Raw genomic sequence first — 25,341 nt, forward strand, 5'->3', positions numbered from 1 at the left:
TTACCGCATGAACGACCTGCACTACAAACAAATATGGCGCCCTTGAGGCGCCATATTTGTCTTTCCTGCCAGCCGCCTTATCGGGATGAGAAAGCGGCCTGCAGAGCCATTACTTGATATTGGCTTCTTTCAGGATTTTCTGCTGGTACTCGGCCAGCTTGCGCTGACGCATCATTTCTTCCAGCTGAGGCTTCACTTCGGCCATGGCGGGGAAGGTCACAGGGCGAGCATCGTCCACCTGGATGATGTGCCAGCCAAACTGCGACTGCACAGGCGCAGCGCTCAGCTCGCCTTTTTTCATCTTCTCTACAGCCTGAGCGAACTCGGGCACGTAGGTGGAGCTAGGAGCCCAGCCCAGATCGCCGCCTTGCTGACCGCTGCCGGTGTCGATGGAGTCTTTCTTGGCGGCATCAGCAAAGCTGATTTTCTTGGACTTGATCTTGGCCAGCAAATCTTTGGCGGCAGCCTCGTCCTTGACCAGAATGTGGCGCACCTTGTATTCCTGCTGACCTTCTTCCATCGCCTTGATGGTGTTGTATTCCTTGGTCAGGTCGGCGTCGGTGACGGGGTTCTTTTTCAGGTAGTCAGCCATCAGGGCACGGACCAGAATGCTCTGGCGGGCCAGTTCCAGCTCTTGCTGAACCTGGTTGGTCTTGTCGATACCGGCTTTTTCAGCGGCTTGCACCACAGCCAGACGGTTGACCATTTCCTGTTTGACTTGCTCACGCAGCTCGGGCGAGTCCTTGGCGCCTTGCTCGACCAGAACGGCGACGAACTGATCCAGGTCTTTTTGCGTGAGGTTTTTGCCGTTTACGGTGGCAATCGTCTGTGCATAGACGGGAGCAGCCATAGCGCAGGTCAGGGCAAATGCGGCAATACGTTTCATGAGCATCCTTAAGCGGTGGTTTTGGCTTGAATAGCCAATGCGTGAATCGGGAAAGGCATTAGATCGTGGACGCGATCATACACAAGTCTGTGTCGTGCCAGTGTTGAAATTCCATCAAATTGTTTCGAGGCGATGATCACCCGAAAGTGGCTTGCACCACCTTGTGCACCAGCGTGGCCAGCGTGCAGATGGGATTCATTGATGATGTCCAGCTCCGACGGTTCCAGTGCCTGGAGCCGTTCGTGAATCAGGGAAGCAAGTGCGTCTGTCATGGTGAAATCAGGATTTTGGGGGAGTGGAGTTGTCGGAAGAGTCTTGCAGGTAGCGGCCCAGCCACAAGGATTGGGCAACGACAAACACCAGCATCAAACCCAGCAGGCCGAAGGCCTTGAAGTTGACCCATTGGGATTCGGTAAAGTGGCCCGAGAAGGCAACGTACAGATTGACCAGGCCCATGGCGACAAAAAAGCTCGCCCAGACCAGGTTTAATTTGTCCCAGACATGGCCGGGCAAGACCAGATGGGTGCCCATGAATTTTTGCATCAGATTGCGATGCATCAGGTAACGTCCGCCCAGCAGCACCAGAGCAAAGATCCAGTACAGCACCGTGGGTTTCCAGCGGATGAAGACATCATTGTGGAAAAACAGGGTGGCACCGCCAAAGACCACAATGACGGCCAGATTGATCCAGTGCGAGGTCTCGATCGCCTTGCGGGTGAGCTTCAGCCACAGTATCTGCAGGACCGAGGCGGCCATGGCCACGCCGGTGGCGACATAAATGTCGGAGAAGCGAAACGCCAGAAAGAACAGTACGAGCGGGAATAGATCAAATAAGAGCTTCTTCATGCTTCGGGTTCAAAAGTCATGGATAGAGAGTTAATGCAATATCGTAGCCCAGTGGGTGGGGGACCGTCTTCAAAGACGTGCCCCAAATGAGCATCGCAGACATTGCAAAGCACTTCAGTACGGCGCATGCCGTGACTGGTATCCAGCTCCTCGCGCACATTGTCCGGGTTCAGGGGCGTGAAGTAGCTGGGCCAGCCGCAACCGGCATCAAACTTCGTGTCCGAGGCAAACAGGGGTGTGCCGCAACCGACGCAGCGGTAGATGCCGGGCGTGGTGGTGTCCCAGTAGCGGCCGGTAAAGGGGCGCTCCGTCCCTTTCTGACGGGTGACATAGAATTCTTCGGGACTGAGCTGGGCGCGCCACTCAGCGTCTGTTTTACGTACTTTTTCCACGTGTGCTGCCTTATGAAAAACAGTTCAATGCCTACAGGAGGTGCAGTCCTACATAGTAATCGACAATTAGAGTGCGTTTGGAACAGAGGGTTCCAAAGTGCAGATCTTCCTGACCTCCAGTAGGCTCTCCAGTGAAGAAAATCGCGGCACAGGGCACTTAATTAGTGAGCTATCACTTTAGTTAGTGCACTATTTAAACTTTTAATATTTAAGGTAAACACCAATATCTGAAATTCTCGTGACTTGATACGTTTCTGGTATGTGCTGGTGATTATCTGTATTACGATTTTTTGACCGTTGAATCGGTCCACAACAATGAACAAAATTTGGGAGAAAAGGATGAACTGCATTACTACTGGTCGCCTGACGACATTGGCTGCAGCCCTGGCCTTGAGCCTGCCCGTGGCCGTGTCCGCGCAGATCAAGGTGGGTGTGACGGTGGCAGCGACAGGACCGGCGGCCTCGCTGGGCATTCCTGAGCGCAATACAGTCAGCCTGCTGCCTACTGAAGTGGCCGGCCAGAAAATCGAGTACATCGTTCTGGACGATGCAACCGATACCACCGTAGCCGTACGCAATATGCGCAAGCTGATCACCGATGACAAAGTGGACGTGGTGATCGGTACTTCCGTGACCCCCGGTTCCCTGGCCATGGTGGACGTTGCCGGCGAAACCAAGACTCCCATGATCAGTGTGGCCGCCAACGCCAAGATTGTTGATCCTGTGGAAGGCGCCCGTACCTGGGTGTTCAAGACCCCTCAGAATGACCAATTGATGGCCGGTGCTCTGGCCGATGCCATGGTCAAGCAGAACGTCAAAACCCTGGGCTTTATCGGCTACAACGACGCCTACGGTGACGGCTGGCTGAACGTGATTACCGAAGCCGCTCAAGCCAAAGGCATCAAAGTGCTGGGCGCCGAGCGCTATGGCCGTAACGACACCAGCGTGACCGGTCAGGTTCTGAAGTTGCTGGGCACCAAGCCTGATGCCGTTCTGATCGCCGGGTCCGGTACCCCTGTTGCCTTGCCCCAGCGCGAACTGAAAGGTCGCGGCTACGCTGGCATCATTTACCAGACACACGGTGCCGCCAACAGCGACGTGCTGCGTGTGTGTGGCAAAGACTGTAACGACATGATCTTGCCAGCCGGTCCATTGCTGGTTGCCGAACAACTGCCTGACAGCAGCTCGGTGAAAAAGACCGCCATGGACTACAAGGAAAAATACGAAGCCAAATACGGCGCTGGCTCCATCAATACCTTTGGTGGCCATATGTGGGATGCCGGTCTGCTCGTGACCGAAGCCATTCCGGAAGCCCTGAAGTCCGGCGCCAAGCCAGGTACCCCCGAGTTCCGCGCAGCCCTGCGTGATGCTCTGGAGCAAACCAAGGAACTGGCTGCTTCCCAAGGTGTGTTCAATATGTCTGCAACGGACCACGCCGGTCTGGACAAGCGTGCCCACGTGATTGTGAAAGTGGTCGACGGTAAATGGACGTATCAGCCTGATCTGTAATATCTGACAGGCAAAAACCGGCTCAAGAGCCGGTTTTTTCCAAGGCGGGTGCTGGCTGAGCCTGGCACCCGTTCCCGCTACAGGCCTGCGTTTGCCGTAAGCCCTTTGCCCTTTTTGTTGTACAGGATGTTGTCCGACATGGATACCACCATCGCTTTAATTTTGTTGCAGGATGGCATATTGAATGGCGCCATCTATGCTTTGCTCGGGCTCGCCCTGGTTCTGGTCTTCCTGGTTACCCGCGTTATCTTTATCCCGCAAGGTGAGTTCGTCACCTTTGGCGCCTTGACCCTGGCCTTTGTGGTCAATGGCCGCATGCCGGGAACCGTTATTTTGCTATTGATCGCCGGTGCGCTGGTGTTCTTGCTGGAGTTGCTCTCTGCCTTGCGCAGCCGTAGCCTGGCCGGCATGCCCCGCAAGTTTCTGGTCAATATCGTGATCCCTGTCGCGGTTTACTTTGCCGCTCCCGCCATTGTCAGCTCGGAGCTGCCATTGTGGGTGGCCGTGCTGTTCTCGCTGGCGGTAGTGATTCCTCTGGGCCCTATGGTCTACCGCCTGGTATACCAGCCTATCGCCGAAGCCAGTGTGCTGGTGCTGCTGATTACCTCGGTCGCCGTGCACTTCGCGCTGACGGGTCTGGGCCTGGTGTTCTTCGGTCCGGAAGGCTGGCGCACGCCTCCCTTCATGGAAGGTGAAGTGTCCCTGGGGGCAGTGAGTTGGTCCGCTCAAACCTTCTTTGTGATGGGCGCCTGCGTGGTCCTGATTCTGGCCTTGTGGGGCTTTTTTGGTAAGACCCTTTACGGTCGCGCCCTGCGTGCAACGGCGGTGAACCGTCGTGGTGCCCGTCTGGTGGGTATCAGCACCAATATGTCCGGCTCCCTGACCTTCACTCTGGCTGCGGCCATCGGTGCCTTGTCAGGCATGCTGATTGCGCCTGTAACGACCATCTACTACGACACGGGCTTTTTGATTGGTCTTAAAGGCTTTGTGGCTGCAATCTTTGGCGGCCTGATCAGCTATCCCGTCACCCTGCTGGGCGCTTTGTTCCTGGGTGTACTGGAAGCGTTTTCCTCTTTCTGGGCCAGTGCCTACAAAGAAGTTATTGTATTTACCATGGTGATACCGGTGTTGTTGTGGCGCTCCTTCGGTAGCAAGCACGTGGATGATGAGGAGTAAATCACATGAGACACTGGCTGACGCTACTATTTATTGCGGTTCTATTGGTTTTGCCGCAGCTGGGCGCAACGCCCGAATTCTGGATTACCCAGCTTAACTATATTGGTTTGACCAGCTTGGTCGTGCTGGGTCTGGTGTTGTTGACTGGCGTGGGTGGTCTGACTTCTTTTGGTCAGGCTGCATTTGTGGGCCTGGGTGCATACACTACGGCGTACCTGACGGCTCGCCTGGGCTGGTCGCCCTGGTTCAATCTGCTGATTGGCATGGCCATTACCATGATGGTGGCCTACATTCTGGGCGCGATCACACTGCGTTTGTCCGGACACTTCCTGCCTCTGTGTACCTTGGCCTGGGGCCTGGCCTTGTACTACCTGTTCGGCAATCTGGAGTTTCTGGGTCAGTACGATGGTATTTCCGGTATTGCTCCTTTGGAGTTCTTCGGTATTTCCCTGTCCTCCGGTCGGGATATTTACTACCTGATCTGGGCCTTTGCCTTGCTGGCCATGTGGGGTACGCGTAACTTGCTGAACTCCCGTCCCGGACGTGCTATTCGCGCTCTGAAGCATGGCAGCGGCATGGCCGAGTCCTTTGGTGTGAACATGGCCAATTACAAGGTCATCGTGTTCGTTTACGCCGCTTTGCTGGCTTGTGTGTCCGGTTGGCTCTACGCGCACTACCAGCGCGCTGTCTCGCCCAGCCCCTTCGGTTTGAACTACGGTATTGAATATCTGTTCATGGCCGTGTTGGGCGGAGCTGGCAGTGTCTGGGGTGCCGTTCTGGGTTCAGCCCTGGTGCTGAGCCTGAAAGACCAGTTGCAGAACTGGTTGCCCAAACTGCTCAATACCGACATCAACTTCGAGCTGATCGTTTTCGGCATCTTGATGGTTCTGATCTTGCAGTACGCGCGCGACGGTTTGTGGCCCATTCTGCAAAAGGCTTGGGAACAGGTTTTCGGTGCACAGAAGCGTCATCAGGCTGCTCCTCCACAAGCCGAGGCTTTGCCGCAGCGTGAGCGTCCGCAGGCCGGTTCGCTGGTTCTGGAAGTGAACAAGATCCGCAAGGAGTTCGGTGGCCTGGTCGCTGTGAATGACATCAGCTTCACCTTGAATGCAGGTCAGATCATGGGCCTGATCGGTCCTAACGGTGCGGGCAAGAGCACGACCTTTAATCTGATTACCGGCGTGCTGTCGGCCACCAGTGGTCAGGTCAGCTTTCTGGGGCAGCGGATTGATGGCAAACCTGCACGCGAGATTTCTCGTCTGGGCGTGGGCCGTACCTTCCAGCACGTGCAGTTGCTGCCAACGATGACTGTGTTGGAGAACGTGGCACTGGGCGCTCACTTGCGTCGGAATGTCGGTGTAGTGTCCGCTGTCCTGCATACCGAGCGTCGCAGCGAAGCCGAGCTGTTGCACGAAGCGGCTGTTCAGCTGCAGCGTGTGGGTCTGGGTGACTATCTGTACGAAGAGGCGGGCAATCTGGCCCTGGGCCAACAGCGTATTCTGGAAATTGCCCGTGCTCTGGCTTCTGATCCGCTGCTTTTGCTGCTGGACGAACCGGCTGCCGGCTTGCGCTACAAGGAAAAGCAGGAACTGGCCAAAGTGCTGGATCAGCTGCGTAGCGAAGGCATGAGCATTCTGCTGGTGGAGCATGACATGGACTTTGTCATGAATTTGACGGACAAGCTGGTGGTCATGGACTTTGGCACCAAGCTGGCCGAAGGTTTGCCCAAGGAAATTCAGGAAAATCCAGCCGTGCTGGAAGCCTACCTGGGTGGTATTGATGACGACCTGGATCTGGATCAGGTCAATGAGCCCGCCTCGGCAGGAGCAGCGCTATGAGTTCGGCACAATCGAAAGACATTATTTTGAAGGTAGACAATCTGGCGGCTCAGTACGGCAAAGTCAGTGCCGTGATGGGGGCCAGCCTGGACGTGCGTGCCGGCAGCATTGTGACCGTGATTGGTGCCAACGGCGCCGGTAAGTCCACTTTGCTCAATGCCATGATGGGTTCTTTGCCCAGCGTGGGCCGCAGCACAGGCTCGGTGCAGTACGAAGGGCAGGAGATCAGCCATTGGGAAGTGGAGCGTCGTGTTGCGGCCGGTATTTCCCTGGTGCCAGAGCGCCGCGAGCTGTTTGGCAGCATGACGGTAGAAGACAATCTGCTGCTGGGCGGTTTTCGCCTGTATCGTGCCCGCCATCCCGGTTGGCGCGACACCATGGACAAGGTCTACACCTTGTTTCCCCGCTTGAAAGAGCGTCGTACACAGCTGGCAGGGACTTTGTCAGGCGGGGAGCGGCAGATGCTGGCCGTAGGCCGTGCCTTGATGGCGCAACCCAAAGTGCTGATGCTGGATGAACCCAGTCTGGGCCTGGCGCCGCGTGTGGTGCGGGAGATCTTCATGATCATTGCCCGACTGCGCAGTACCGGCGTGGCCATCTTGCTGGTCGAGCAAAATGCGCGTGCCGCTTTGCAAGTGGCTGACTACGGTTATGTTCTGGAGACGGGCGATGTGGTGCTGCAAGGGCCCGCGTCTGACCTGGCTCATAATCCCCGAGTGATAGAAAGCTATCTGGGCTTGGGGCAGGGCAAACGCGAGCAGGAAGAGGCGACAGCTTAGAAGCGGTAGCCGACCCCGATGGTGGCAACCACGGGGTCCAGCTTGGCTTTGCCAATGGACTGGCCGTTCAGCTTCACGTCTGGGCGGATGCTGATGTAACGTACGTCAGCATTCAGGAACCAGTTCTTGTCCAGCTTGTAATCCACACCGACCTGGGCAGCAAAACCCCAGCTGTTTTTCAGCTTCAGGTCGGAACCCGCCAGAGCACCGCGCGACTCGGTGTCAAAGAACATGGTGTAGTTCACGCCCACGCCCACGTAGGGCTGGAAGTCGCTGTCAGGCAGGAAGTGGTATTGCAGACTCAGGGTTGGGGGCAAGTGCTTGGTCTTGCCGATACGACCCAGATTGCTGTCGATATTGTGCTGGAAGGGGAAAGCGCCCAGCAGCTCAATACCAATATTGCGGGTGGCCATGTAGGTCAGCGAGAAGCTGGGGCGAGCATTATTGCCTACGTCCAGCTTGACGGTGCCGTCAGCCACAGAGCCGTTATTGGATTTTGGGGATACCCAGGTCACGCCACCTTTGAGCAAGAAATCACCCGCTTCGTGTGTTTGGCCTTGAGGCGCGTACAAAACAGCGGCCAGTCCAACAGCAAGCAAGGACAGGTGCAGACCTGGAATCAAGTGGCGGGATTTCATAGGAGCTCCGTAGGTGTGTGTAAAGCCTACAGAGTGCATGAGGGCTGGGTCCGCGGATTTGATCCAAAGCAAGCTTCAGAGGTAGTTGGTCGCCTGACCTTGTTGTAGATCAAGTAAGCAGAATTCATGCTGAGCCAATTTGGCCGCTATGTCTGTTTTTCGCATCACCTGGTAACAGCCCGGAAATGGAAAACCTTGGAACCCGTCCGGTTATTTCTGGGCGTTTTTCCACTTTTCGGGATGCCTGTTTATTGGGATCCTGTACCTGCCTTCCAGGCAAGGACAAGTAGGGGGAAGACGCAGGTTTGGAGCTTGGCGAATCAAGTGCTCATACATTCAGGAGTGCGTGCAGGGCTTCGTATTTATGGCTTAATTCGTTGCGGCTGAATCGCTCGATAATTTGCCCTTGTTCCAGCACATGAAACTGATCGCTGAACTCTGCCGAGAATTGCGGGCATTGTTCGGCCAGCACAATGGTGTAGCCCTCATTGCGCAGCGTGCAGATCAACTTGCTCAGTGTCTGGGCCTGCACCGGGGCCAAGCCCTCGGATACCTTGTCCAGAAGCAGCAGATTCACACCCGTGCGCAGCAAGCGCGCAATCGCCAGTATCTTTTGTTCCCCAGTAGACAGGTGGGTAGCCATATGGTGGCGACGCTGCTCCAGACTGGGCAATAGTTCATAGATTTGTACCAGCGACATTCCACCACCCAGGGTTGTTCCTATGGCAGGTGGCAGCAGGAGGTTTTCCTCGCAGCTCAAGCCGGTAAAAATGCTTTGTTCGTAGGGGCTGTAACCCACGCCCAGATCTGCCAGCTGATGCTGGTTCAGGTGAATGGCTTCGGTGCCCTGGATACGGATGGAGCCGCGGCGGCTATCCGTTAAACCCACGATGGCGCGTAGCATGGCACTGCGGCCGGCCCGGTTGCGGCTCAAGACAGTGCAGATTTCGCCGGAAGCGACCTGCAAATTCAATCCGCGCAAGAGCGGGAACTCTCGGTGCCAGGCGTACAGATTCTCAATATCCAGGGCAGCCCGTGTCATGAGAACGCTCCTTGTCGTGAGTCGTCAATATGGGCCTGTACGTTGGCTGGTCGGCGCAGGAACCCGTTACGCGTCCTTTGCCTCTTACCGCGGTGATTCCATCGCCAGCAAACTATAGGCAGAGTCCGTCATGCGTTTCAGTATGGAAGCGCCGACGAAGCAAGACTATGCGGGTTTGTCATAGGATGGTCCGGTTTAATGCACTGTTTGGTAAACAAATGTTGTTAAACCGGGTATGTGTTACTTAAGTGTTAACGGTTTTCGGTTTGAAGTCGCACAAATCCGAGATGCCGCACTGGGGGCACTTGGGCTTGCGGGCTACACAAATGTAGCGACCATGCAAAATCAGCCAGTGGTGAGCGTCCAGCAAAAAAGGCTTGGGTATGACTTTCTCCAGCTTCTTTTCCACTTCGACCACGTTCTTGCCGGGCGCAATGCCGGTGCGGTTCGCTACACGGAAAATATGTGTGTCTACCGCAATGGTGGGCAGGCCAAACGCGGTGTTCAATACCACGTTGGCAGTTTTACGACCTACACCGGGAAGCGCTTCCAGAGCGGCGCGATCACAGGGAACCTTGCCTTGATGCAAGTCCAGCAGCATCTGACAGGTCTTGATGATATTGGCTGCCTTGGTCTTGTACAGACCGATGGTCTTGATGGCCTCGCGCAAACCTTCTTCACCCATGGCCAGAATTCCTTCCGGTGTGCCATACTTGGGAAAGAATCGGGCTGTGGCCAGGTTCACGGAGCGATCAGTGGCCTGGGCCGACAAAATCACGGCAATCAGCAGCTGAAAGGTGTCAGCGTATTCCAGTTCGGTGGTGGGTTTGGGGTTGGCAGCCTGAAAACGACTGAAAATCTCGTAGCGCTTGGCAGCGTTCATGGTGTGGTTCCGCTTGCAGTCTTGCTGGCACGGCGGGCACGGGCGCGAGCCAGGGCAGAGGCAATGGACGCCTCGCGTTTATCAGCCTGATCGGCATCATTGGCCAGAACGGGTTTATTGGCCAGGGTACGGGCCGCCAGGTCCGAGCTTTCCTTGTGGCGATTCAGCAGGCGCTCCCGGCGCTGTTCGGTATCCAGACGTGCTTGAGCGGCCTGTTCGGCGCTCCAGTCGTCGGTGGGCACCATGCTGATGCAGTCCACAGGGCAGGGCGGCACACAGAGCTCACAGCCTGTGCAGCGGTCGGCCAGCACGGTATGCATCAGCTTGTTGGCGCCAATAATGGCGTCCACCGGACAGGCCTGGATGCACAAGGTGCAACCAATACAGTGTTCTTCGATAATCACCGCCCGACTGGGGCCGGTGAATTCGCCACAGGACGGATCCAGGGGCAGGGCCTCACGACCCAGCAGCTCGGCCAGGGCATGTACGCCCTCTTGCCCGCCCGGTGGGCAGCGGTTGATGGCCTCGCCCTCAAGCGCGATGGCTTGGGCATAGGGCAGACAGGCGTCGTAACCACAGCGGGTGCACTGGGTTTGAGGGAGCAGGGCGTCAATGCGCCGTATTAAGGTGTCGGACATGAATGCAAAAACGGGGCCAACTGGCCCCGTCAGAAACGGCCTGAGCCAAATATCAGTTGTGCTGACGGATGAAGTCCCTGATTTTAGGACAGATCAGCGTGCGCCAGCGACTTCCGGAGAAAATCCCGTAATGCCCACAGTTGGGTGCGGTGAATTGTTGCTTGAGTTCAGGGGCAATTTTTGCGCACAGCGCTTGAGCCGAATGGGTCTGGCCCTGGCCGGAAATATCGTCCAGTTCGCCCTCTATGGTGAACAAGGCTACGCCATCAATATCTTGTGGACGAACCTGTTCGCCATGCACGTGCCATTGGCCCTTAGGCAGGCGGTGCTCCTGGAACACAATGCGGATCGTGTCCAGATAGAACTCGGCGGGCATATCCAGCACGGCATTGTATTCGTCGTAGAAACGGCGGTGTGCTTGTGCGTCGTCATCATCACCCTTGATCAGGTGCTGATAAAAGTCGTAGTGCGAGCTGACGTGACGATCCGGATTCATGGCCACAAAGCCGGCATGCTGCAAAAAGCCGGGGTACACGCGACGGTGAGCACCGGGGTACTTGGTGGGCACGCGATGAATCAGATTGTTTTCAAACCAGGAGTAGGACTTGGTCGTGGCCAGACGGTTCACTTCCGTAGGCGACTGACGCGTGTCGATGGGACCACCCATCATGATCATGCTGCGCGGCATCACGGCCGAGCGGCGGGTCGCCATTAGCGAGACGGCAGCCAGTACTGGCACTGTGGGTTGGCAAACCGACATGACGTGCACCTTCGAGCCCAGCGCCTGGATGAACTCCTGCACATACAGAACGTAATCGTCCAGATGGAAGGGGCCGGCCGAACGGGGCACCATGCGGGCATCAATCCAGTCGGTGACATAGACGGAGTGATCGGGCAACAGCGCGCGTACGGTTTCACGCAGCAAGGTGGCGTGGTGGCCGGACAAAGGGGCTACCAGCAAAATTGTGGGGTCCTGAGCGGCTTTGGGGTGATCGCGCTCGAAGTGGATCAACTTGCAGAAGGGCTTGCTCAGGTGTTCGACCTCGCGCACGGCAACGGTCTGGCCGTCGATCCGGGTTTCGTTCAGCCCCCAGGCTGGCTTTTCGTAATCCTTGCCGATACGGTGTACCAGTTCAGAGGCCGCCGCCAGTTGGCGCGACAGGGGCGTGTAGGCCAGTGGACTGTATGGGTTGGAGAACCATTGGGAGCTGGTGCCGGTAAAGGCAGCCAGCGGGGCCAGAAAGGACCGCTGAAGTTCGTGCAGATCGTAAAGCATAGTGTGCGCCTTGGTGTTGCCTAATTTGATACAGAGGAATGTATATGCTTATTCCTGTGGGAAACAATACGACGTTTACCGTTCCTCTGTACTTGGGATTTTCCCTTGCTGCAGTGCGGCAAGTTTTTTTATCAAAAGGCGAGATTGGGCGCAAGAGTGGCTGGATAGGAACGCAGCCACCGGGTCGGACTTCTATAGAGCGAGCGAAGGGCTTAGCGCTCCAGATACTGTAGTTTGTTCTCCACACCGTTCCAGTCGTCCGCATCTTCCAGCGGTTTCTTGGAGCGGTTGATGCTGGCAAAAATAGGCGTCAGTTCTGCGTTCAGTTCGATGAAGGGAACTTGATCCTGCGGCACATCTTCTTCAGCAAAAATGGCATTGGCCGGGCATTCGGGAATACAGACGGCGCAGTCAATGCACTCGTCCGGGTCAATCACCAGAAAGTTCGGGCCTTCACGAAAACAGTCGACGGGGCACACATCCACACAATCGGTGAATTTGCACTTGATACAGTTTTCGGTGACGACGTGGGTCATTTCAGTAACACTCCTGCGGTATCGCTAAGGCGGTCAGTCACGGCAAAGGGCCGTGGATGGGGTGCGCGACAACGCACAGGGCCTGAACGATAAAAATGGGATTTAAATCGAATCTTTCGATTTTAACGAATATTCAGCTTCTTGCTTATTGAGATGGCGCAATAGCTCACCTGCTAGATAGCTGTACGCAAGAACTGGCGCCCGTGCTATGGTTGCGCAATCAAAATCGGTAGGTTTGTGATGATCATTACCTCTTTACTTGATACGGACCTGTACAAGTTTTCCATGATGCAGGTTGTTTTGCATCATTTCCCGGCTGCGCACGTGGAGTATCGCTATAAGTGCCGTACTCCCAATATTAATTTGAGCCAGTACCTGGACGAGATTCGGGCGGAAATTCACGCACTGTGCCAGTTGCGTTTTTCAGACGCCGAGCTGGATTATTTGCGTAGCCTGCGCTTTATCAAAAGCGACTTCGTCGATTTTCTGGGCCTGTTCCACCTGCCCGAGCGCTGCATTCAGGTGCAGGCCGGTGATGTGCCCGGCGAGATCGAAATTTCGGTTCAGGGGCCCTGGCTGCACACGATCCTGTTCGAGATCCCGGTGCTGGCCATTGTGAACGAGGTTTACTTTCGCAACGAATGTCCGCAGCCGCCATGGGCAGAAGGGCGCGAGCGTCTGCAGTCCAAGATGCGGCTGGTGGTGGATGATCCGGCCCTGAGCGACTTTCGTGTGGCTGACTACGGTACGCGCCGCCGCTTCTCCAAGCAGTGGCACGAAGAAGTGGTCACTACCATGATCGAGCAGATGAAGCCGCACTTTGCGGGCACCAGCAACGTCTGGTTGGCCATGAAGTATGGGGTGACGCCGCTGGGCACCATGGGCCACGAATACTTGCAGGCTTGTCAGGCTCTGGGCCCCCGTTTGCGTGACTCGCAGATTTTTGCTCTGGAAGTGTGGGCCAAAGAGTATCGCGGTGACTTGGGTATTGCCTTGTCGGATGTCTACGGCATGGATGCCTTCCTGCGCGACTTTGACATGTACTTCTGCAAGCTGTTTGACGGTGCTCGCCATGACTCGGGTGACCCATTCATTTGGGGCGAGCGCCTGCTGGCGCACTATCAGGCCAACCGTACCGATCCACGTACCAAGACCTTGGTGTTTTCTGACGGTTTGACCATACCCAAAGCCATTGAGCTGGCCCTGCGTTTTGCAGGTCGCTGCAAGGTGTCTTTCGGGATAGGCACCAACCTGACCAATGACCTGGGCCATGAGCCCTTGCAGATTGTCATGAAGATGGTGCGTTGCAATGGCCAGCCCGTGGCGAAAGTCTCGGATGCGCCTGAAAAGACCATGTGTGATGATCCGGCGTATCTGGCTTACTTGCGGCAGGTTTTTCAGCTGCCTCCGGCTTAGAGCTTGGGCTTCCCTTCTTGAGGTCCTTGCTGCTTGAGGCAAATGCTGCTTGGGTAGGGGAGCTAAGGGCATCGTGGTCAGTGATGCTCGTGATTTCAGGCGGGTGGCATCGTTTTAAAGCGATAAAGCTATAGCACTAAAAGTTTGAATCAAAGCCTTTTGCACACGCAAAGGGCTTTTTCATAGACACAGCAGTGCTGCCAGATGCCCACCGGCTTCCCGAGCTTGGGCAATTTGCTCTTCGCTCAAGGTCTTGGGAGCCAGAATGGCTTCTGGCGTCTGGGCGTGAAAATTGAAGATACGGATGGGGGCGGCCAGCTCCAGCCGCCAGCCCGTACAAATCCGTTCCAGTTGCCGTTGTGCACTTTGCCCGTCGCTACCCGCACTGATCAGGGCGGAATAAGGACGCCCGTTGAGTTGATCCAGCACCTCGTAGTAGTTCCGGTCCAGACACTCTTTCATGGCACCGCTCAGACTGCCCAGATTCTCGGGCGCGCAGAACAAATAGGCGTGGGAATCGCGCAAATCCTGTGCTTGCACCTGATCACAATGCAAGCGTTTGATACAGACCTGCTCTGTCTCGCCCAGTTCTTTGAGGACCTGCAGCGCGCCTTCCTCGGCCTGTTCGGCCAGTTGACGGGCGGCGCCGGTACGGGAGTGCCAAATCAACAGAAGCTGGCGGCATGTGTTCAGACTCATAAGCTCTTACTCGCGGTGATAGACTAGCGTCTACAGTATAGAGAGCCACTTCAGCGCTGAGTGGCCACATCGACGTAATCCACATGAATCACACCGCTTCTCCCCCTATGGCCGAGTCGGCCTTCAATCCTCAATGGTTCGCGCAAGCCAGCCACGGACTGGATGAAGCAGGGCGTACGCTATTGCAGGCGGCTGCCGACTGGGCGGGGCCTATTTTGCTGGATCTGGCCGGAAGTACCGGCGAACCCTTGGACAGCCATTGCGCTCAGGTCGCGCTTATTTTGGCTGGCTTGGGTGTGGACGCTCAAACCCGTGCCAGCGCCTTGCTGGCCGTCACTCCTGCTCCTGGGCCGGAGGTCAAGCAGGACCCGGTTCAGAAAGCCTTTGGTGCCGAAGTCATGACGTTGGTACGTGGCTCGCGAGCCTTGTACCGTCTGGGTTCGCTGACAGGCCAGGCCAAGGAGCAGACAGGCGGGGGCGATCAAAAGGAAATGAAGCGCAAGATGCTGCTGGCGATGGCCGCTGACTTGCGCATTGTGATGATGCGCCTGGCGTCGCGCCTGCAGTCCTTGCGCTGGTATCGGCAGTCCAAGACCGTCTGCCCGGTCGAGTTTGCGCGTGAAACGCTGGAGCTTTATACGCCCTTGGCGAATCGTTTGGGGATTTGGCAGATCAAGTGGGAAATGGAAGATCTGGCCTTTCGCTTTCTGAATCCCGAGGTCTACAAGAATATTGCCAGTAAGCTGGAAGACAAGCGCGTAGAGCGCGAAACCCTGATCAGTCAGGTCCGCGACCAACTGCTGGCAGCCTTGAAACGCGAGCATATCGTGGCTGAGGTTTCAGGCCGGCCCAAGCATATCTTCAGTATCTGGAACAAGATGCGCAACAAGCATCTGGATTTCGATCAGCTGTTTGATCTGCGCGCCTTGCGTGTCATTGTTGATGACGAGCGCAGCTGCTACCACACCCTGGCGGTGGTGCATTCGCTGTGGACGCCGGTGCCCGAGGAGTTTGACGATTACATCTCCCGGCCCAAGCCCAATGGCTACCGTTCCCTGCATACCGTTATTGCGGATGCACAGGGGCGCTGCTATGAAATCCAGATCCGCACACGCGACATGCACCAGTTCGCGGAATACGGGATGGCTGCCCACTGGCGCTACAAGGAAGCTGGAGCCCAGGGCGGACAGCAGGTGGCCGATGGTGAGGACGATAGAAAGATCGCCTGGATGCGTCAATTGCTGGCCTGGGACAGGGAGGCGTCCACCTCGAACGCTACCGAGCCTGCCCCGCAAGCAGACAGCAGCAAAGATTCGGCTTCCGAAAAGGTAGTGGAGCCCGTTGCCAGCAAGAAACCGGCTGTTGCCAGGCCTTTGAAGGCTCAGGAAGACGAACATATTTATGTGCTGACGCCGCAGGCTCGGGTTATCGAGCTGCCTGTGGGGGCGACGCCGGTGGACTTTGCCTACTACCTGCATACCGATCTGGGCCACCGTTGCCGGGGTGCGCGGGTTGATGGACAGATGGTGCCTTTGTCCACGCGCTTGTCGACTGGTCAGACGGTAGAGATTGTGGCGGCCAAATCCGGCGGTCCATCGCGTGACTGGCTGAACGTGCAGTTGGGCTTTCTGGCCAGCCCACGCTCGCGCTCCAAGGTGCGCGCCTGGTTCAACGCGATTGAGTTGCAGCAGCGCATCTCTCAAGGCCAGAGCATGGTCGAAAAAGAGTTACAACGACTGGGTCGTACGGCCGTGAATCTGGAGCAGATGGCGCAACAGCTGGGCTTTGCCAAGGCGGATGACCTGTATGTTGCCGTGGCCAAGGATGAGTTCAGCCTGCGCCAGGTGGATGCCTTGTTCCGTGAGGATGTGCAGGAGGAAGAACCCGTACAGCGTGTGTTTGATGCGGCCCGGGAAAGTGTTTCCAAGACCGGGAAAAGCGGCGTGCTGGTAGTGGGTGTAGATTCGCTAATGACGCAGCTGGCCCGTTGCTGCCGTCCCGCACCCCCTGATCTGATTGCTGGTTTTGTGACTCGTGGCCGGGGAGTGTCCATACACCGTGCCGACTGCAAGTCCTACCAGGAACTGGCTGATCGACAACCTGAAAGGGCTATTAGCGTCGATTGGGGCGATACGGGGGATACTCAGTATCCCGTGGATCTGGCCATTGAGGCTCAGGAGCATCCCAGCCTCTTGCGTGATCTCTCGGAAGTGTTTGCCCGCCTGCGTTTGAACGTAACGGGTATCAACACCTTGAGTCGCCGCTCGTTGACGCGCATGATATTTACTATTGAAGTGCGTGATGGCGAGCAAATTCAAAAGGCTTTAGCGGCCTTGAACGAGTTATCGGGCGTCAGCGCCCGCCGCTACTCGTCCTGAACTGCTAAAATCGGTAAACCTAAACCTCGCGGGCGTTGTGCCCGCGATTGTTCTTGTCAATCAAGAGAGCGAGCTTTGAAAACCTATACCTTGCCCGACCCGGATGGACATTTTGGTCAGTTTGGTGGTTCGTTTGTCGCTGAAACGCTGGTCCACGCCCTGGACGAGTTGAAAGCAGCCTACGAACAGTATCGGAACGATCCTGAGTTTCTGCGTGAGTTTCACTACGAACTCAAGCATTTTGTCGGTCGTCCCAGCCCCGTGTACCATGCCCGTCGATGGTCGGAGCAACTAGGTGGAGCTCAGATCTGGTTCAAACGCGAAGATCTCAATCACACTGGCGCACACAAGATCAACAACTGTATCGGTCAGATTCTGCTGGCTCGCCGCATGGGCAAGCCACGCATTATTGCTGAAACCGGTGCAGGCCAGCACGGCGTGGCAACGGCTACGGTCGCCGCCCGCTATGGTCTGGAGTGTGTGGTCTACATGGGTAGCGAAGACGTACGCCGTCAGGCTTCCAATGTGTACCGCATGAAGTTGCTGGGTGCGACGGTCGTTCCTGTGGAATCCGGTTCGCGCACGCTGAAAGACGCGCTGAACGAAGCCATGCGCGACTGGGTCACCAATATCAGCAATACCTTCTACATTATTGGCACGGTGGCTGGTCCTCATCCTTACCCGATGATGGTGCGCGACTTCCAATGCGTGATCGGTGACGAGTGCGTGGAGCAAATGCCTCAGGACGCCGGTCGTCAGCCGGACTACGTTTTGGCGTCGGTGGGCGGTGGTTCCAATGCCATGGGCATTTTCTACCCCTACATCGAGCACAAGGATGTGGAGCTGATCGGAGTGGAAGCGGCTGGCCGCGGTCTGGATACGCTGGAGCACTCGGCTTCCCTGAACAAGGGCATGGTGGGTGTGCTGCACGGTAACCGTACCTATGTGCTGCAGGACGATGACGGTAACGTCATGCCTACGCACTCGGTGTCCGCTGGCCTGGATTACCCCGGTGTGGGTCCCGAGCACGCCTGGCTGAAAGATTGTGGCCGTGCGCAATACGCCACCTGCACCGATGAAGACGCCCTGAAAGCGTTTCACGATTGCTGCCGCATCGAGGGCATCATGCCCGCGCTGGAGTCCTCGCACGCGCTGGCGCATGCGGCTCGCATTGCCCCGACTTTGCCCAAGGATAAAATCATCCTGGTCAGTTTGTCCGGTCGCGGTGATAAGGACATGCACACGGTCGCCGAGTACGGCGGCTTGACTCTGTAAGCAATCGGGAACGGATATGTCGAGTAATGTGCGTCTGAAAAAGACGTTTGAAGGTTTGAACGGGCGCTGTGCCCTGGTGCCTTATATTACGGCCGGAGACCCTTCGGTGCCCGCTACCGTGGCCTTGATGCATGCCTTGCGTCAGGCCGGGGCAGATGTCATTGAATTGGGTGTACCGTTTTCTGATCCCACTGCCGATGGCCCGGTGATTCAGCAAGCGGCTGAACGTGCCATCAGCCGTGGTGTGGGCTTGCGTAAAGTGCTGGAGATTGTGCAGCAGTTTCGCTTGATCGACGAGGAAACGCCGGTTGTTCTGATGGGTTACGCCAATCCTATTGAGCGTATCGGTCAGGCTGAATTTGCCGTCATGGCGGGCAAGGCGGGTGTGGACGGTGTGCTCACGGTGGACTACCCACCTGAGGAGTCCGAGGATTTCACCCGTTTGCTGACCGAGCAAGGCGTGGATACCATTTTCCTGCTCTCGCCCACGTCCACGGACGAGCGCATTGCCAAGGTAGCCGCTTTGGCGCAGGGCTATGTGTATTATGTGTCCCTGAAAGGTGTGACCGGTTCGGCCCAGATTGATGTGGCTGATGTGGAACACCACTTGCAGCGTATTCGTCAGCACGTCAAAATTCCGGTCGGAGTGGGTTTCGGGATTCGGGACGCGCAAAGCGCCAAAGCCATTTCCCGTAGCGCGGATGCAGTTGTCATTGGCTCCAAGCTGATCCAGACCATGGAGCAGGCTGTGCAGGAGAACGCTGGCAAAGAGCAAAAGGATATGGATGCAGCTGCGGTTGCAGCAGCTAGCCAATGGCTCGCGCAGATACGTCAGGCACTGGATAATTAGCCTAAATACCTATTCCGCGTATAGAATCATCTGCCTGTTCTTTAGGAGCAGGCGCTTTTTTTCAGAATAAAGAGCTTGGTGGGCCGGGTGCCGGCCAGGCGAAAACAGGATCTAACAATGAGCTGGATCGAGAAAATACTCCCGCCGCGAATTAACCGTAACCCCGAAAGCAGCCGTCGCGTTCCCGAAGGGCTGTGGGTGAAATGTCCGTCGTGTGAGTCTGTGCTCTACAAGGAAGATCTCCAGGCCACTTTGAATGTCTGCCCCAAATGCAGCCATCACATGCGCATTGGTGCTCGTGCCCGGATCAAGTCCTTGCTGGACCCTGAAGGCCAGACCGAGATTGGTTCCAACACCCGTCCTATGGACCCCTTGAAGTTCCGCGATTCGCGCAAGTACACCGAGCGTGTTTCCGAGGCGGCCAAGCAGACGGGCGAAACTGAAGCCATGGTGGTCATGAGCGGCACGATTCTGTCTGTGCCTGCCGTGGTGGCCTGCTTCGAGTTTGAATACATGGCCGGTTCCATGGGTTCCGTGGTAGGCGAGCGTTTCACACGTGGTGTGCAGGCGGCTATTGCCAACCGTAGTCCTTTTATTTGCGTGGCCGCTTCGGGTGGTGCGCGTATGCAGGAGAGCTTGTTCTCTCTGATGCAGATGGCCAAGACGACGGCTATTTTGGCTGAATTGTCCGAGGCGGGTTTGCCGTTTATCAGCATTTTGACTGACCCCACCATGGGTGGTGTGTCGGCCAGTTTTGCTTTTATGGGCGATGTGGTGATTGCCGAGCCTAATGCCTTGATCGGTTTTGCCGGTCCTCGCGTGATTGAGCAGACTGTGCGCGAGAAGCTGCCCGAAGGCTTCCAGCGTGCCGAGTTCTTGCTGGAGAAAGGCGCTATCGATATGGTGGTTGATCGTCGCGAGCTGCAGCGTGAGCTGGCCGAGTTGCTGGCTTTGCTGACTCGTCAGCCGGCTGAGGCTGTGTCGCGGCATTCTTGATTGCCAAGGAATTGCTAAAGAAGAACGCCACCTGGGTTTAGGTGGCGTTTTTTTTGGGCTGCCGTGTTTTTGTTTTTTTGCAAAGCGGTTTTTGGTATTGAGGCGTTGGCTTGTGAGTTGAAGCTTCAGGGCGAGATTGGCTTGGTTTTCTTGGTGTGGGGAGTACGACCCTGGGGCGGGGCCCTGGCCCGTGCTGCGCACGGGTACCCTTGGCTATTGAACAATCCAGGCGCCCAGTGAACTCGCCAGGTACTTGGTCCCCCGGACCAAGTACAAGCGTCTGGCTCGAACAGCACTGGGCTTGCACCCTGGATTGTTCAATGGCCCGCGGCCAAGTCCCTGACTCGCCCCAGGGCCGTACTCCCCACACCAAGAAAAAAGGAATATCGCAGAGGGCTCAAGAAGAGGGAGACGGAGCCTAGATGGCTGCTCTTTATGGATACGAGAGGAAAAAAAACGCCGCCCCAAAGGGCGGCGTTTTTAGTCTTGCTGTTTACTGCGTTTCGACCTGTTGCAGCGGCTCGTTGTTCTCGGTTTCTGCAGCACGTTGCTTGCGTGGGCGACCCAGGCGCACTGGTGCGGGCTGGTAGTCGTCCTGTGTTGCCGAGCGAACGGTTTCCACTAGTTCGATGCCCGCTGCGTTCAGTACGGCTTCCAGAGGGGCGGCTGTGGGCTTCTGTGCTTGTTCGGCAGCAGGGGCTTTTGCAGCTGCAGTCGTTTGAGTCTCAACGCGAGTCTCTACGGCTGTGGTTTCCACTGGAGTGGCTTCAACGGCCGGGGCTTCAACTGCAGGTTGTGCTTCTGCGGGAGTAGCAGTTGTCTCCACGGCTTCAGCTTGAGCTTCGGTGGCTTCTGCTTTGGCTGGTTCGGCAGCAACTTCTGCTTGCGCAGGAGCAACAGCTTCTTCAGCGGCAGGAGCTTCTGGCGCTACCTCGGCCTGAGCGGCTGGAGCAGCAACTTCTTCCTGGGCAGTAGCGGTTTCTAAGGCTGCAGTTTCCACTGGAGCGACTTCAACGGCTGGGGTTTCTGCTGCGGCTTGCGTTTCTGCGGGCGCTGCGGCTGTTTCTACAGCTTCAGCTTGAGCTTCGGTCACTTCTGCTTTGGCAGGTTCGGCGGCAGCTTCTGCTTGCACAGGAGCAACGGTTTCTTCTGCGGCTGGAGCTTCTGGAGCAACTTCGGCCTGAACGGCTGGAGTGGCTATTTCTTCCTGGGCTGGAGCGGTTTCAACAGCGTTTACCGGGGTCGTAGCGACTTCTTCAGCTTGTTGTGCGGCTTGAGCAGCGGCAGGAGCTTCTTCAGAGGCCTCTACGGCGACAGGAGCGGCTTCTTGGGCTGCAGGTGCCTCTACGGCTGCTTGTGGCTGTTCAGGCTCGGCTGCTGCGGTTTGGGCGGCAGCTTGTTCCTGGGCATCCAGGGCAGCGGGGTTGAAGCTAGGTGTTTCGTGAGCAACGTAGGCGCTGGTATTGCCTTCTTCGTTGTTCTCTTCGTTCTCGGCTACGGCGTTGGCGTCGGTGTTGCGACGACCACGACGGCTACGACGACGGCGACGTTTGCGCTCTGGGTCCAGAGCGCCGTTTTCGCTGTTCTCGTCGGTTTCGGCATCCGAGTTGTCGCTGGTATCAGCGCTGTCGGCCTCGGCCAGCTGTTCAGCGCGGTTTTGCGCTTCTTGCTTGGTGGCGGCCACGGCAGCAACTGCGGCCACGCTGGCCACTGCGGCAGCAGCCTGTTCGGGCTGGGCTTCTGTGCTGGCGACGTCTTTGTTCAGCTCGACGTTTTCTGCGCTGCCTTCTTCACGGCGTTGACGGCCACGGCCACGGCGGTTGCGTGGGTTGCGGCTGTTGCTGCTGCCTTCGTCGGCAGTGGCGGGCGTCGTGTTGGCGCTTTGTGGAGTTTCCAGAGCAGATTCGTTACCTGCTGAGGCGTTGCGGCGGCGACCACGGGTATTACCGCCGGTGCTTTCCGTGCTGGCTTTTTCTTCCTGAGCCGCTTCCGGGCGGTTGGACTGGCGACGGCCACGACCACCTTGGCCACGGCCACTATTGGATTGGCCGGGACGACCTTGGCGGCGGCCAGAGGAGGATTTGCTGCCTTCGGATTTGGTGGTCTCGGCCACGGGTTCGGCAGGTGCGCCGGACAACCAGTTCAGCAGGCGCTTGAGCAGGCCGGGCTTGTTGTCGCTAGTAGCGGCGCTGGCGGCTGCGGCGGCAGCAGGCTTGCTCATGGGAGCTGGCTGGGCCGGTGTGGTGCTCTTGACCAGGGCTTCTGGACGAGGCTTGATTTCGTGGCTGCGATGCGGCACCAAGCTGTCTTGCTGCTCAGGCTGCTGGACCAGCTCGTAGCTGCTGCGCAGTTCGTCCAGACGGGGGTCGTCGTGGCGCAGGCGCTCGATGATGTGGTGTGGGGTTTCCAGATTCTTGTTCGGAATCAGGATCAGGGCAATGTTCAGGCGCGATTCGATCTTGGTGATGTCAGCGCGTTTTTCGTTCAGCAGGAAGGTAGCCACATCCACCGGCACCTGAGCGTGCAGGGCGGCCGTGCCTTCTTTCATGGCTTCTTCTTGCAGCAGACGCAGTACGTGCAGGGCGCTGGATTCGGCATCACGAATGACGCCAGTGCCGGTGCATCGTGGGCAAGTGATGTGGGAGCCTTCGTTCAGGGCAGGGCGCAGGCGCTGACGGGACAGTTCCATCAGACCAAAGCGCGAGATCTTGCCCATCTGGACGCGAGCACGGTCCAGGTGCAGGGCATCACGCAGGCGTTGTTCGACAGCACGCTGGTTCTTGCTGTCTTCCATATCGATAAAGTCGATAACAATCAGGCCACCCAAGTCACGCAAACGCAACTGGCGGGCCACTTCGTCGGCGGCTTCCTGGTTGGTGCGCAGGGCGGTTTCTTCAATGTCGGCACCACGTGTGGAGCGGGCCGAGTTCACGTCAATGGCAACCAGGGCCTCGGTGTGGTCGATAACGACAGCACCGCCCGAAGGCAATTGCACGGTACGCGAGTAGGCGGTTTCGATCTGGTGTTCGATCTGAAAGCGCGAGAACAGCGGGATGTCATCGCGGTACATCTTTACGCGATGCAGATTGTCGGGCATGACCACGCTCATGAAAGCGGCGGCCTGCTCGTGAATCTCGTCCGTGTCGATCAGGATTTCGCCAATATCGGGCGAGAAGTAATCGCGGATGGCCCGGATAACCAGGCTGGATTCCAGATAAATCAGGATAGGAGCTGCATTGTCGCGGGCAGCGCCGTCAATGGCGGTCCACAGCTGCATCAGGTAGTTCAGGTCCCACTGCAGCTCTTCGACGCTGCGGCCGATACCTGCGGTGCGGGCGATGATGCTCATGCCCTGCGGGATGTCCAGCTGGTCCATGGCTTCGCGCAGTTCCTGGCGGTCTTCGCCTTCAACGCGGCGCGATACGCCACCCCCACGGGGGTTGTTGGGCATCAGAACCAGATAGCGGCCTGCCAGGGAAATGAAGGTGGTCAGGGCAGCGCCCTTGTTGCCACGCTCTTCTTTTTCAACCTGGATGATCAGTTCCTGGCCTTCAACCAGGGCATCCTGGATGCGGGCGCTGCGTACATCAACCCCTTCTTTGAAGTAGCTGCGAGCTACTTCCTTGAATGGCAGAAAGCCGTGACGCTCTTCACCGTAGCTGACGAAGCAGGCTTCCAGGCCGGGTTCGATGCGGGTGATGACCCCTTTGTAGATATTGCCTTTGCGCTGTTCGCGCCCGGCTGTTTCGATGTCGAGGTCAATCAGTTTTTGACCGTCGACAATGGCGACGCGTAGTTCTTCTTGATGCGTCGCATTGAACAACATGCGTTTCATGAGTGTGGATCTCCGTTGTCATGGAGCACCGAAATATCGGCGCACGACCGCGGGTCACAGGTGTGTAGCGCTATAGCTGCATCAGTTTGGTGCAGGCAGGCAAAATCGGCCTACCGGCTTATAGTCTGGGAGGCACGAGTCGCGCCAAAGCGCGAAGTTCAATCAGCAGGGGGGTCAGAGTCACGGTGTGTGTTTGACGAATATAAAATTGCTGGGGGAACGGCAGCCGCATAAATCATGCGGCTGGTGCAAAAGAGCGGGACAATCTGTGCAGGAATTCAGCGCCGCACGCGGGAGGAAAACATCTCTTGGAAAGCGGGCCTTCTTGCCACACGACTTTCGCTATTTCGGACTCACCCCGGCGACCTTATGACCCGGAAGCTGGAACTCAAGGATACAATTATCAGTCCTTGGTCATCCAACGGAGACGCACCCTTTGCATCTCTACGCTGGACCCAGTCTCAGCTTCCATAGGCTGAAGCGATTATATGCCCCTTTTTGTTATGTGCAAACCTCATGAATCACAAAGATCAGCCCCTCAAGTGCGAATATTACGCATTGATGAAACGCGGGCAGGTCAGCGTATAGATAATTTTTTGTTACGTGAATGTAAAGGGGTGCCAAAAAGCCACATTTACAAAGCGATCCGTGGCGGTCAGGTGCGTGTGAATAAAGGCCGTATCAGCAGTGACTATCGTTTGCAGGACGGCGATATGGTGCGCATTCCGCCGCTGCGCCTGCCCGAGCCCGAGCAGCCGCGTCATGTTCCTGCTGCCGTTTTCCCGGTGGTGTTCGAGGACGAGCACCTGATGGTCATCGACAAGCCTGCTGGTGTTGCCGTGCATGGTGGCAGTGGTGTGTCTTTTGGTGTCATCGAGCAGTTGCGTGCTGCCCTTCCTCAGGAGCCCTTTCTGGAGCTGGCCCACCGTCTGGACCGGGATACCTCCGGCTTGCTGATTATCGCCAAGCGTCGTGCTGCCCTGGTTGGTTTGCACGATATGTTCCGCGAAATCCGTGCACGCAAGTTTTATTGGGCGCTGGTGCAGGGCGATTGGGTGAACGATCGCCAGCATATCCGTTTCCCCTTGCTGCGCTGGCTGACCGAAAGTGGGGAGCGGCGCGTCAAGGTTGACCCGACTGGCAAGCCTGCGCATACCATCATCACCATGCAGCGCCGTTTTGGTCGCTTTACTTTGGTACAGGCGGAGCTGAAAACCGGCCGCACCCACCAGATCCGGGTTCATTTGGCCCATTCGGGCTTTCCGATTGTGGGCGACGACAAGTATGGCGACGACGCCATTCGCGATCAATTCGCCCGCCAGGGCTTCAAGCGCATGTTCCTGCATTCGGGACGCCTGGAGTTCAATCATCCTGTCACCGGACAGCCTCTGGTTCTGGAGGCCGCCTTGCCGGCTGCCTGTCAGGCCGTTCTTGAGCGTTTGGAGAAGTAGTT

General features: G+C 57.0%; 22 protein-coding genes. 10 read left to right on the top strand and 12 right to left on the bottom strand.

Annotated elements, in window-relative coordinates; genetic code table 11:
* Positions 1-109: 109 nt before the first annotated feature.
* The 4 genes from ACU6HM_RS01355 to msrB are packed head-to-tail and all read right to left on the bottom strand — an operon-like array spanning position 110 to position 2,124.
* Positions 110-886: a peptidylprolyl isomerase gene (locus tag ACU6HM_RS01355; RefSeq protein WP_026483124.1), complete on the bottom strand. Its 777-nt coding sequence runs from the start codon at positions 884-886 to the stop codon at positions 110-112.
* 8 nt (positions 887-894) lie between these two features.
* Complete coding sequence (locus ACU6HM_RS01360) at positions 895-1,158, bottom strand: BolA family protein (protein ID WP_009456641.1); 264 nt, start codon at positions 1,156-1,158, stop codon at positions 895-897.
* Between the two features lie 7 nt (positions 1,159-1,165).
* The gene (locus tag ACU6HM_RS01365; RefSeq protein WP_266107980.1) at positions 1,166-1,732 is read right to left on the bottom strand and encodes a septation protein A; all 567 of its coding nucleotides are present in this window, start codon (positions 1,730-1,732) and stop codon (positions 1,166-1,168) included.
* Positions 1,729-2,124, bottom strand: a complete 396-nt coding sequence (gene msrB / locus ACU6HM_RS01370) for a peptide-methionine (R)-S-oxide reductase MsrB (RefSeq protein ID WP_009456637.1) — start codon at positions 2,122-2,124, stop codon at positions 1,729-1,731. The genes ACU6HM_RS01365 and msrB overlap by 4 nt, the downstream gene beginning before the upstream one ends.
* Before the next feature lie 339 nt (positions 2,125-2,463).
* On the opposite strand from msrB, the gene ACU6HM_RS01375 reads away from it, so the two are divergent.
* The 4 genes from ACU6HM_RS01375 to ACU6HM_RS01390 all read left to right on the top strand — a co-directional run bounded on the left by ACU6HM_RS01375 (position 2,464) and on the right by ACU6HM_RS01390 (position 7,426).
* Complete coding sequence (locus tag ACU6HM_RS01375; RefSeq protein ID WP_009456635.1) at positions 2,464-3,633, top strand: ABC transporter substrate-binding protein; 1,170 nt, start codon at positions 2,464-2,466, stop codon at positions 3,631-3,633.
* Positions 3,634-3,771: 138 nt separating this feature from the next.
* Positions 3,772-4,809, top strand: a complete 1,038-nt coding sequence (locus ACU6HM_RS01380; RefSeq protein ID WP_035272757.1) for a branched-chain amino acid ABC transporter permease — start codon at positions 3,772-3,774, stop codon at positions 4,807-4,809.
* A gap of 5 nt (positions 4,810-4,814) precedes the next feature.
* Entirely contained in the window at positions 4,815-6,647 is a 1,833-nt protein-coding gene (locus tag ACU6HM_RS01385; protein ID WP_021446877.1) for a branched-chain amino acid ABC transporter ATP-binding protein/permease, read from the top strand.
* Positions 6,644-7,426 carry an ABC transporter ATP-binding protein gene (locus ACU6HM_RS01390; RefSeq protein WP_250755921.1) on the top strand — a complete coding sequence of 261 codons (783 nt, stop codon included), beginning with the start codon at positions 6,644-6,646 and terminating at the stop codon, positions 7,424-7,426. The genes ACU6HM_RS01385 and ACU6HM_RS01390 overlap by 4 nt, the downstream gene beginning before the upstream one ends.
* Here the strand turns inward: ACU6HM_RS01390 and ACU6HM_RS01395 are convergent.
* The 6 genes from ACU6HM_RS01395 to fdxA form a co-directional block, all read right to left on the bottom strand.
* Positions 7,423-8,064 carry an OmpW/AlkL family protein gene (locus ACU6HM_RS01395; protein WP_009456629.1) on the bottom strand — a complete coding sequence of 214 codons (642 nt, stop codon included), beginning with the start codon at positions 8,062-8,064 and terminating at the stop codon, positions 7,423-7,425. The two genes, ACU6HM_RS01390 and ACU6HM_RS01395, sit on opposite strands and share 4 nt — an antisense overlap.
* A gap of 328 nt (positions 8,065-8,392) precedes the next feature.
* The gene (locus ACU6HM_RS01400; RefSeq protein ID WP_009456627.1) at positions 8,393-9,106 is read right to left on the bottom strand and encodes an ATP-binding cassette domain-containing protein; all 714 of its coding nucleotides are present in this window, start codon (positions 9,104-9,106) and stop codon (positions 8,393-8,395) included.
* Between the two features lie 244 nt (positions 9,107-9,350).
* Positions 9,351-9,989: an endonuclease III gene (gene nth / locus ACU6HM_RS01405; protein ID WP_446763269.1), complete on the bottom strand. Its 639-nt coding sequence runs from the start codon at positions 9,987-9,989 to the stop codon at positions 9,351-9,353.
* Positions 9,986-10,627 (bottom strand): RnfABCDGE type electron transport complex subunit B, encoded by a 642-nt coding sequence (locus tag ACU6HM_RS01410; protein WP_321216674.1) that lies wholly within the window; start codon positions 10,625-10,627, stop codon positions 9,986-9,988. Before ACU6HM_RS01410 ends, nth begins: the two co-directional genes overlap by 4 nt.
* Before the next feature lie 52 nt (positions 10,628-10,679).
* Complete coding sequence (locus tag ACU6HM_RS01415; protein ID WP_009456621.1) at positions 10,680-11,903, bottom strand: polyhydroxyalkanoate depolymerase; 1,224 nt, start codon at positions 11,901-11,903, stop codon at positions 10,680-10,682.
* Positions 11,904-12,115: 212 nt separating this feature from the next.
* A complete protein-coding gene (fdxA, locus tag ACU6HM_RS01420) occupies positions 12,116-12,439 on the bottom strand; it encodes a ferredoxin FdxA (RefSeq protein ID WP_009456619.1) in 324 nt (107 codons plus the stop codon).
* Positions 12,440-12,679: 240 nt separating this feature from the next.
* On the opposite strand from fdxA, the gene pncB reads away from it, so the two are divergent.
* Positions 12,680-13,855 carry a nicotinate phosphoribosyltransferase gene (gene pncB / locus ACU6HM_RS01425; protein ID WP_035272486.1) on the top strand — a complete coding sequence of 392 codons (1,176 nt, stop codon included), beginning with the start codon at positions 12,680-12,682 and terminating at the stop codon, positions 13,853-13,855.
* Positions 13,856-14,035: 180 nt separating this feature from the next.
* On the opposite strand, the gene ACU6HM_RS01430 is transcribed toward pncB, so the two are convergent.
* Positions 14,036-14,554 carry a flavodoxin family protein gene (locus tag ACU6HM_RS01430; protein ID WP_250755920.1) on the bottom strand — a complete coding sequence of 173 codons (519 nt, stop codon included), beginning with the start codon at positions 14,552-14,554 and terminating at the stop codon, positions 14,036-14,038.
* A gap of 83 nt (positions 14,555-14,637) precedes the next feature.
* On the opposite strand from ACU6HM_RS01430, the gene ACU6HM_RS01435 reads away from it, so the two are divergent.
* The 4 genes from ACU6HM_RS01435 (at position 14,638) to accD (ending at position 20,053) form a co-directional block, all read left to right on the top strand.
* On the top strand, positions 14,638-16,932 hold the full coding sequence (locus ACU6HM_RS01435) for a RelA/SpoT family protein (RefSeq protein ID WP_031232614.1): 2,295 nt from the start codon (positions 14,638-14,640) through the stop codon (positions 16,930-16,932).
* A 75-nt stretch (positions 16,933-17,007) separates the two neighbouring features.
* The gene (gene trpB, locus ACU6HM_RS01440; protein WP_009456612.1) at positions 17,008-18,207 is read left to right on the top strand and encodes a tryptophan synthase subunit beta; all 1,200 of its coding nucleotides are present in this window, start codon (positions 17,008-17,010) and stop codon (positions 18,205-18,207) included.
* A gap of 16 nt (positions 18,208-18,223) precedes the next feature.
* Positions 18,224-19,057 carry a tryptophan synthase subunit alpha gene (trpA, locus tag ACU6HM_RS01445; protein WP_009456611.1) on the top strand — a complete coding sequence of 278 codons (834 nt, stop codon included), beginning with the start codon at positions 18,224-18,226 and terminating at the stop codon, positions 19,055-19,057.
* A gap of 117 nt (positions 19,058-19,174) precedes the next feature.
* A complete protein-coding gene (gene accD / locus ACU6HM_RS01450) occupies positions 19,175-20,053 on the top strand; it encodes an acetyl-CoA carboxylase, carboxyltransferase subunit beta (protein WP_026483112.1) in 879 nt (292 codons plus the stop codon).
* Between the two features lie 493 nt (positions 20,054-20,546).
* Here accD and ACU6HM_RS01455 read toward each other — a convergent pair whose 3' ends face one another.
* Complete coding sequence (locus tag ACU6HM_RS01455; RefSeq protein WP_446763270.1) at positions 20,547-23,888, bottom strand: Rne/Rng family ribonuclease; 3,342 nt, start codon at positions 23,886-23,888, stop codon at positions 20,547-20,549.
* Between the two features lie 488 nt (positions 23,889-24,376).
* Here ACU6HM_RS01455 and ACU6HM_RS01460 point away from each other — a divergent pair, with 488 nt between their 5' ends.
* Positions 24,377-25,339 (top strand): RluA family pseudouridine synthase, encoded by a 963-nt coding sequence (locus ACU6HM_RS01460; protein ID WP_446763271.1) that lies wholly within the window; start codon positions 24,377-24,379, stop codon positions 25,337-25,339.
* Positions 25,340-25,341 lie beyond the last annotated feature (2 nt).

The organism is Alcaligenes sp. RM2 (genome assembly GCF_052931795.1).

Coding starts and splice junctions, on each gene's coding strand:
- ACU6HM_RS01415 (WP_009456621.1), bottom strand. CDS start 11,903: ATGCTTTACGATCTGCACGAACTTCAGCGGTCCTTTCTGGCCCCGCTG.
- ACU6HM_RS01360 (WP_009456641.1), bottom strand. CDS start 1,158: ATGACAGACGCACTTGCTTCCCTGATTCACGAACGGCTCCAGGCACTG.
- ACU6HM_RS01380 (WP_035272757.1), top strand. CDS start 3,772: ATGGATACCACCATCGCTTTAATTTTGTTGCAGGATGGCATATTGAAT.
- ACU6HM_RS01395 (WP_009456629.1), bottom strand. CDS start 8,064: ATGAAATCCCGCCACTTGATTCCAGGTCTGCACCTGTCCTTGCTTGCT.
- ACU6HM_RS01375 (WP_009456635.1), top strand. CDS start 2,464: ATGAACTGCATTACTACTGGTCGCCTGACGACATTGGCTGCAGCCCTG.
- ACU6HM_RS01430 (WP_250755920.1), bottom strand. CDS start 14,554: ATGAGTCTGAACACATGCCGCCAGCTTCTGTTGATTTGGCACTCCCGT.
- fdxA (WP_009456619.1), bottom strand. CDS start 12,439: ATGACCCACGTCGTCACCGAAAACTGTATCAAGTGCAAATTCACCGAT.
- ACU6HM_RS01400 (WP_009456627.1), bottom strand. CDS start 9,106: ATGACACGGGCTGCCCTGGATATTGAGAATCTGTACGCCTGGCACCGA.
- ACU6HM_RS01410 (WP_321216674.1), bottom strand. CDS start 10,627: ATGTCCGACACCTTAATACGGCGCATTGACGCCCTGCTCCCTCAAACC.
- ACU6HM_RS01365 (WP_266107980.1), bottom strand. CDS start 1,732: ATGAAGAAGCTCTTATTTGATCTATTCCCGCTCGTACTGTTCTTTCTG.
- accD (WP_026483112.1), top strand. CDS start 19,175: ATGAGCTGGATCGAGAAAATACTCCCGCCGCGAATTAACCGTAACCCC.
- pncB (WP_035272486.1), top strand. CDS start 12,680: ATGATCATTACCTCTTTACTTGATACGGACCTGTACAAGTTTTCCATG.
- trpA (WP_009456611.1), top strand. CDS start 18,224: ATGTCGAGTAATGTGCGTCTGAAAAAGACGTTTGAAGGTTTGAACGGG.
- ACU6HM_RS01435 (WP_031232614.1), top strand. CDS start 14,638: ATGAATCACACCGCTTCTCCCCCTATGGCCGAGTCGGCCTTCAATCCT.
- ACU6HM_RS01455 (WP_446763270.1), bottom strand. CDS start 23,888: ATGAAACGCATGTTGTTCAATGCGACGCATCAAGAAGAACTACGCGTC.
- ACU6HM_RS01460 (WP_446763271.1), top strand. CDS start 24,377: ATGCCCCTTTTTGTTATGTGCAAACCTCATGAATCACAAAGATCAGCC.
- ACU6HM_RS01385 (WP_021446877.1), top strand. CDS start 4,815: ATGAGACACTGGCTGACGCTACTATTTATTGCGGTTCTATTGGTTTTG.
- ACU6HM_RS01355 (WP_026483124.1), bottom strand. CDS start 886: ATGAAACGTATTGCCGCATTTGCCCTGACCTGCGCTATGGCTGCTCCC.
- nth (WP_446763269.1), bottom strand. CDS start 9,989: ATGAACGCTGCCAAGCGCTACGAGATTTTCAGTCGTTTTCAGGCTGCC.
- ACU6HM_RS01390 (WP_250755921.1), top strand. CDS start 6,644: ATGAGTTCGGCACAATCGAAAGACATTATTTTGAAGGTAGACAATCTG.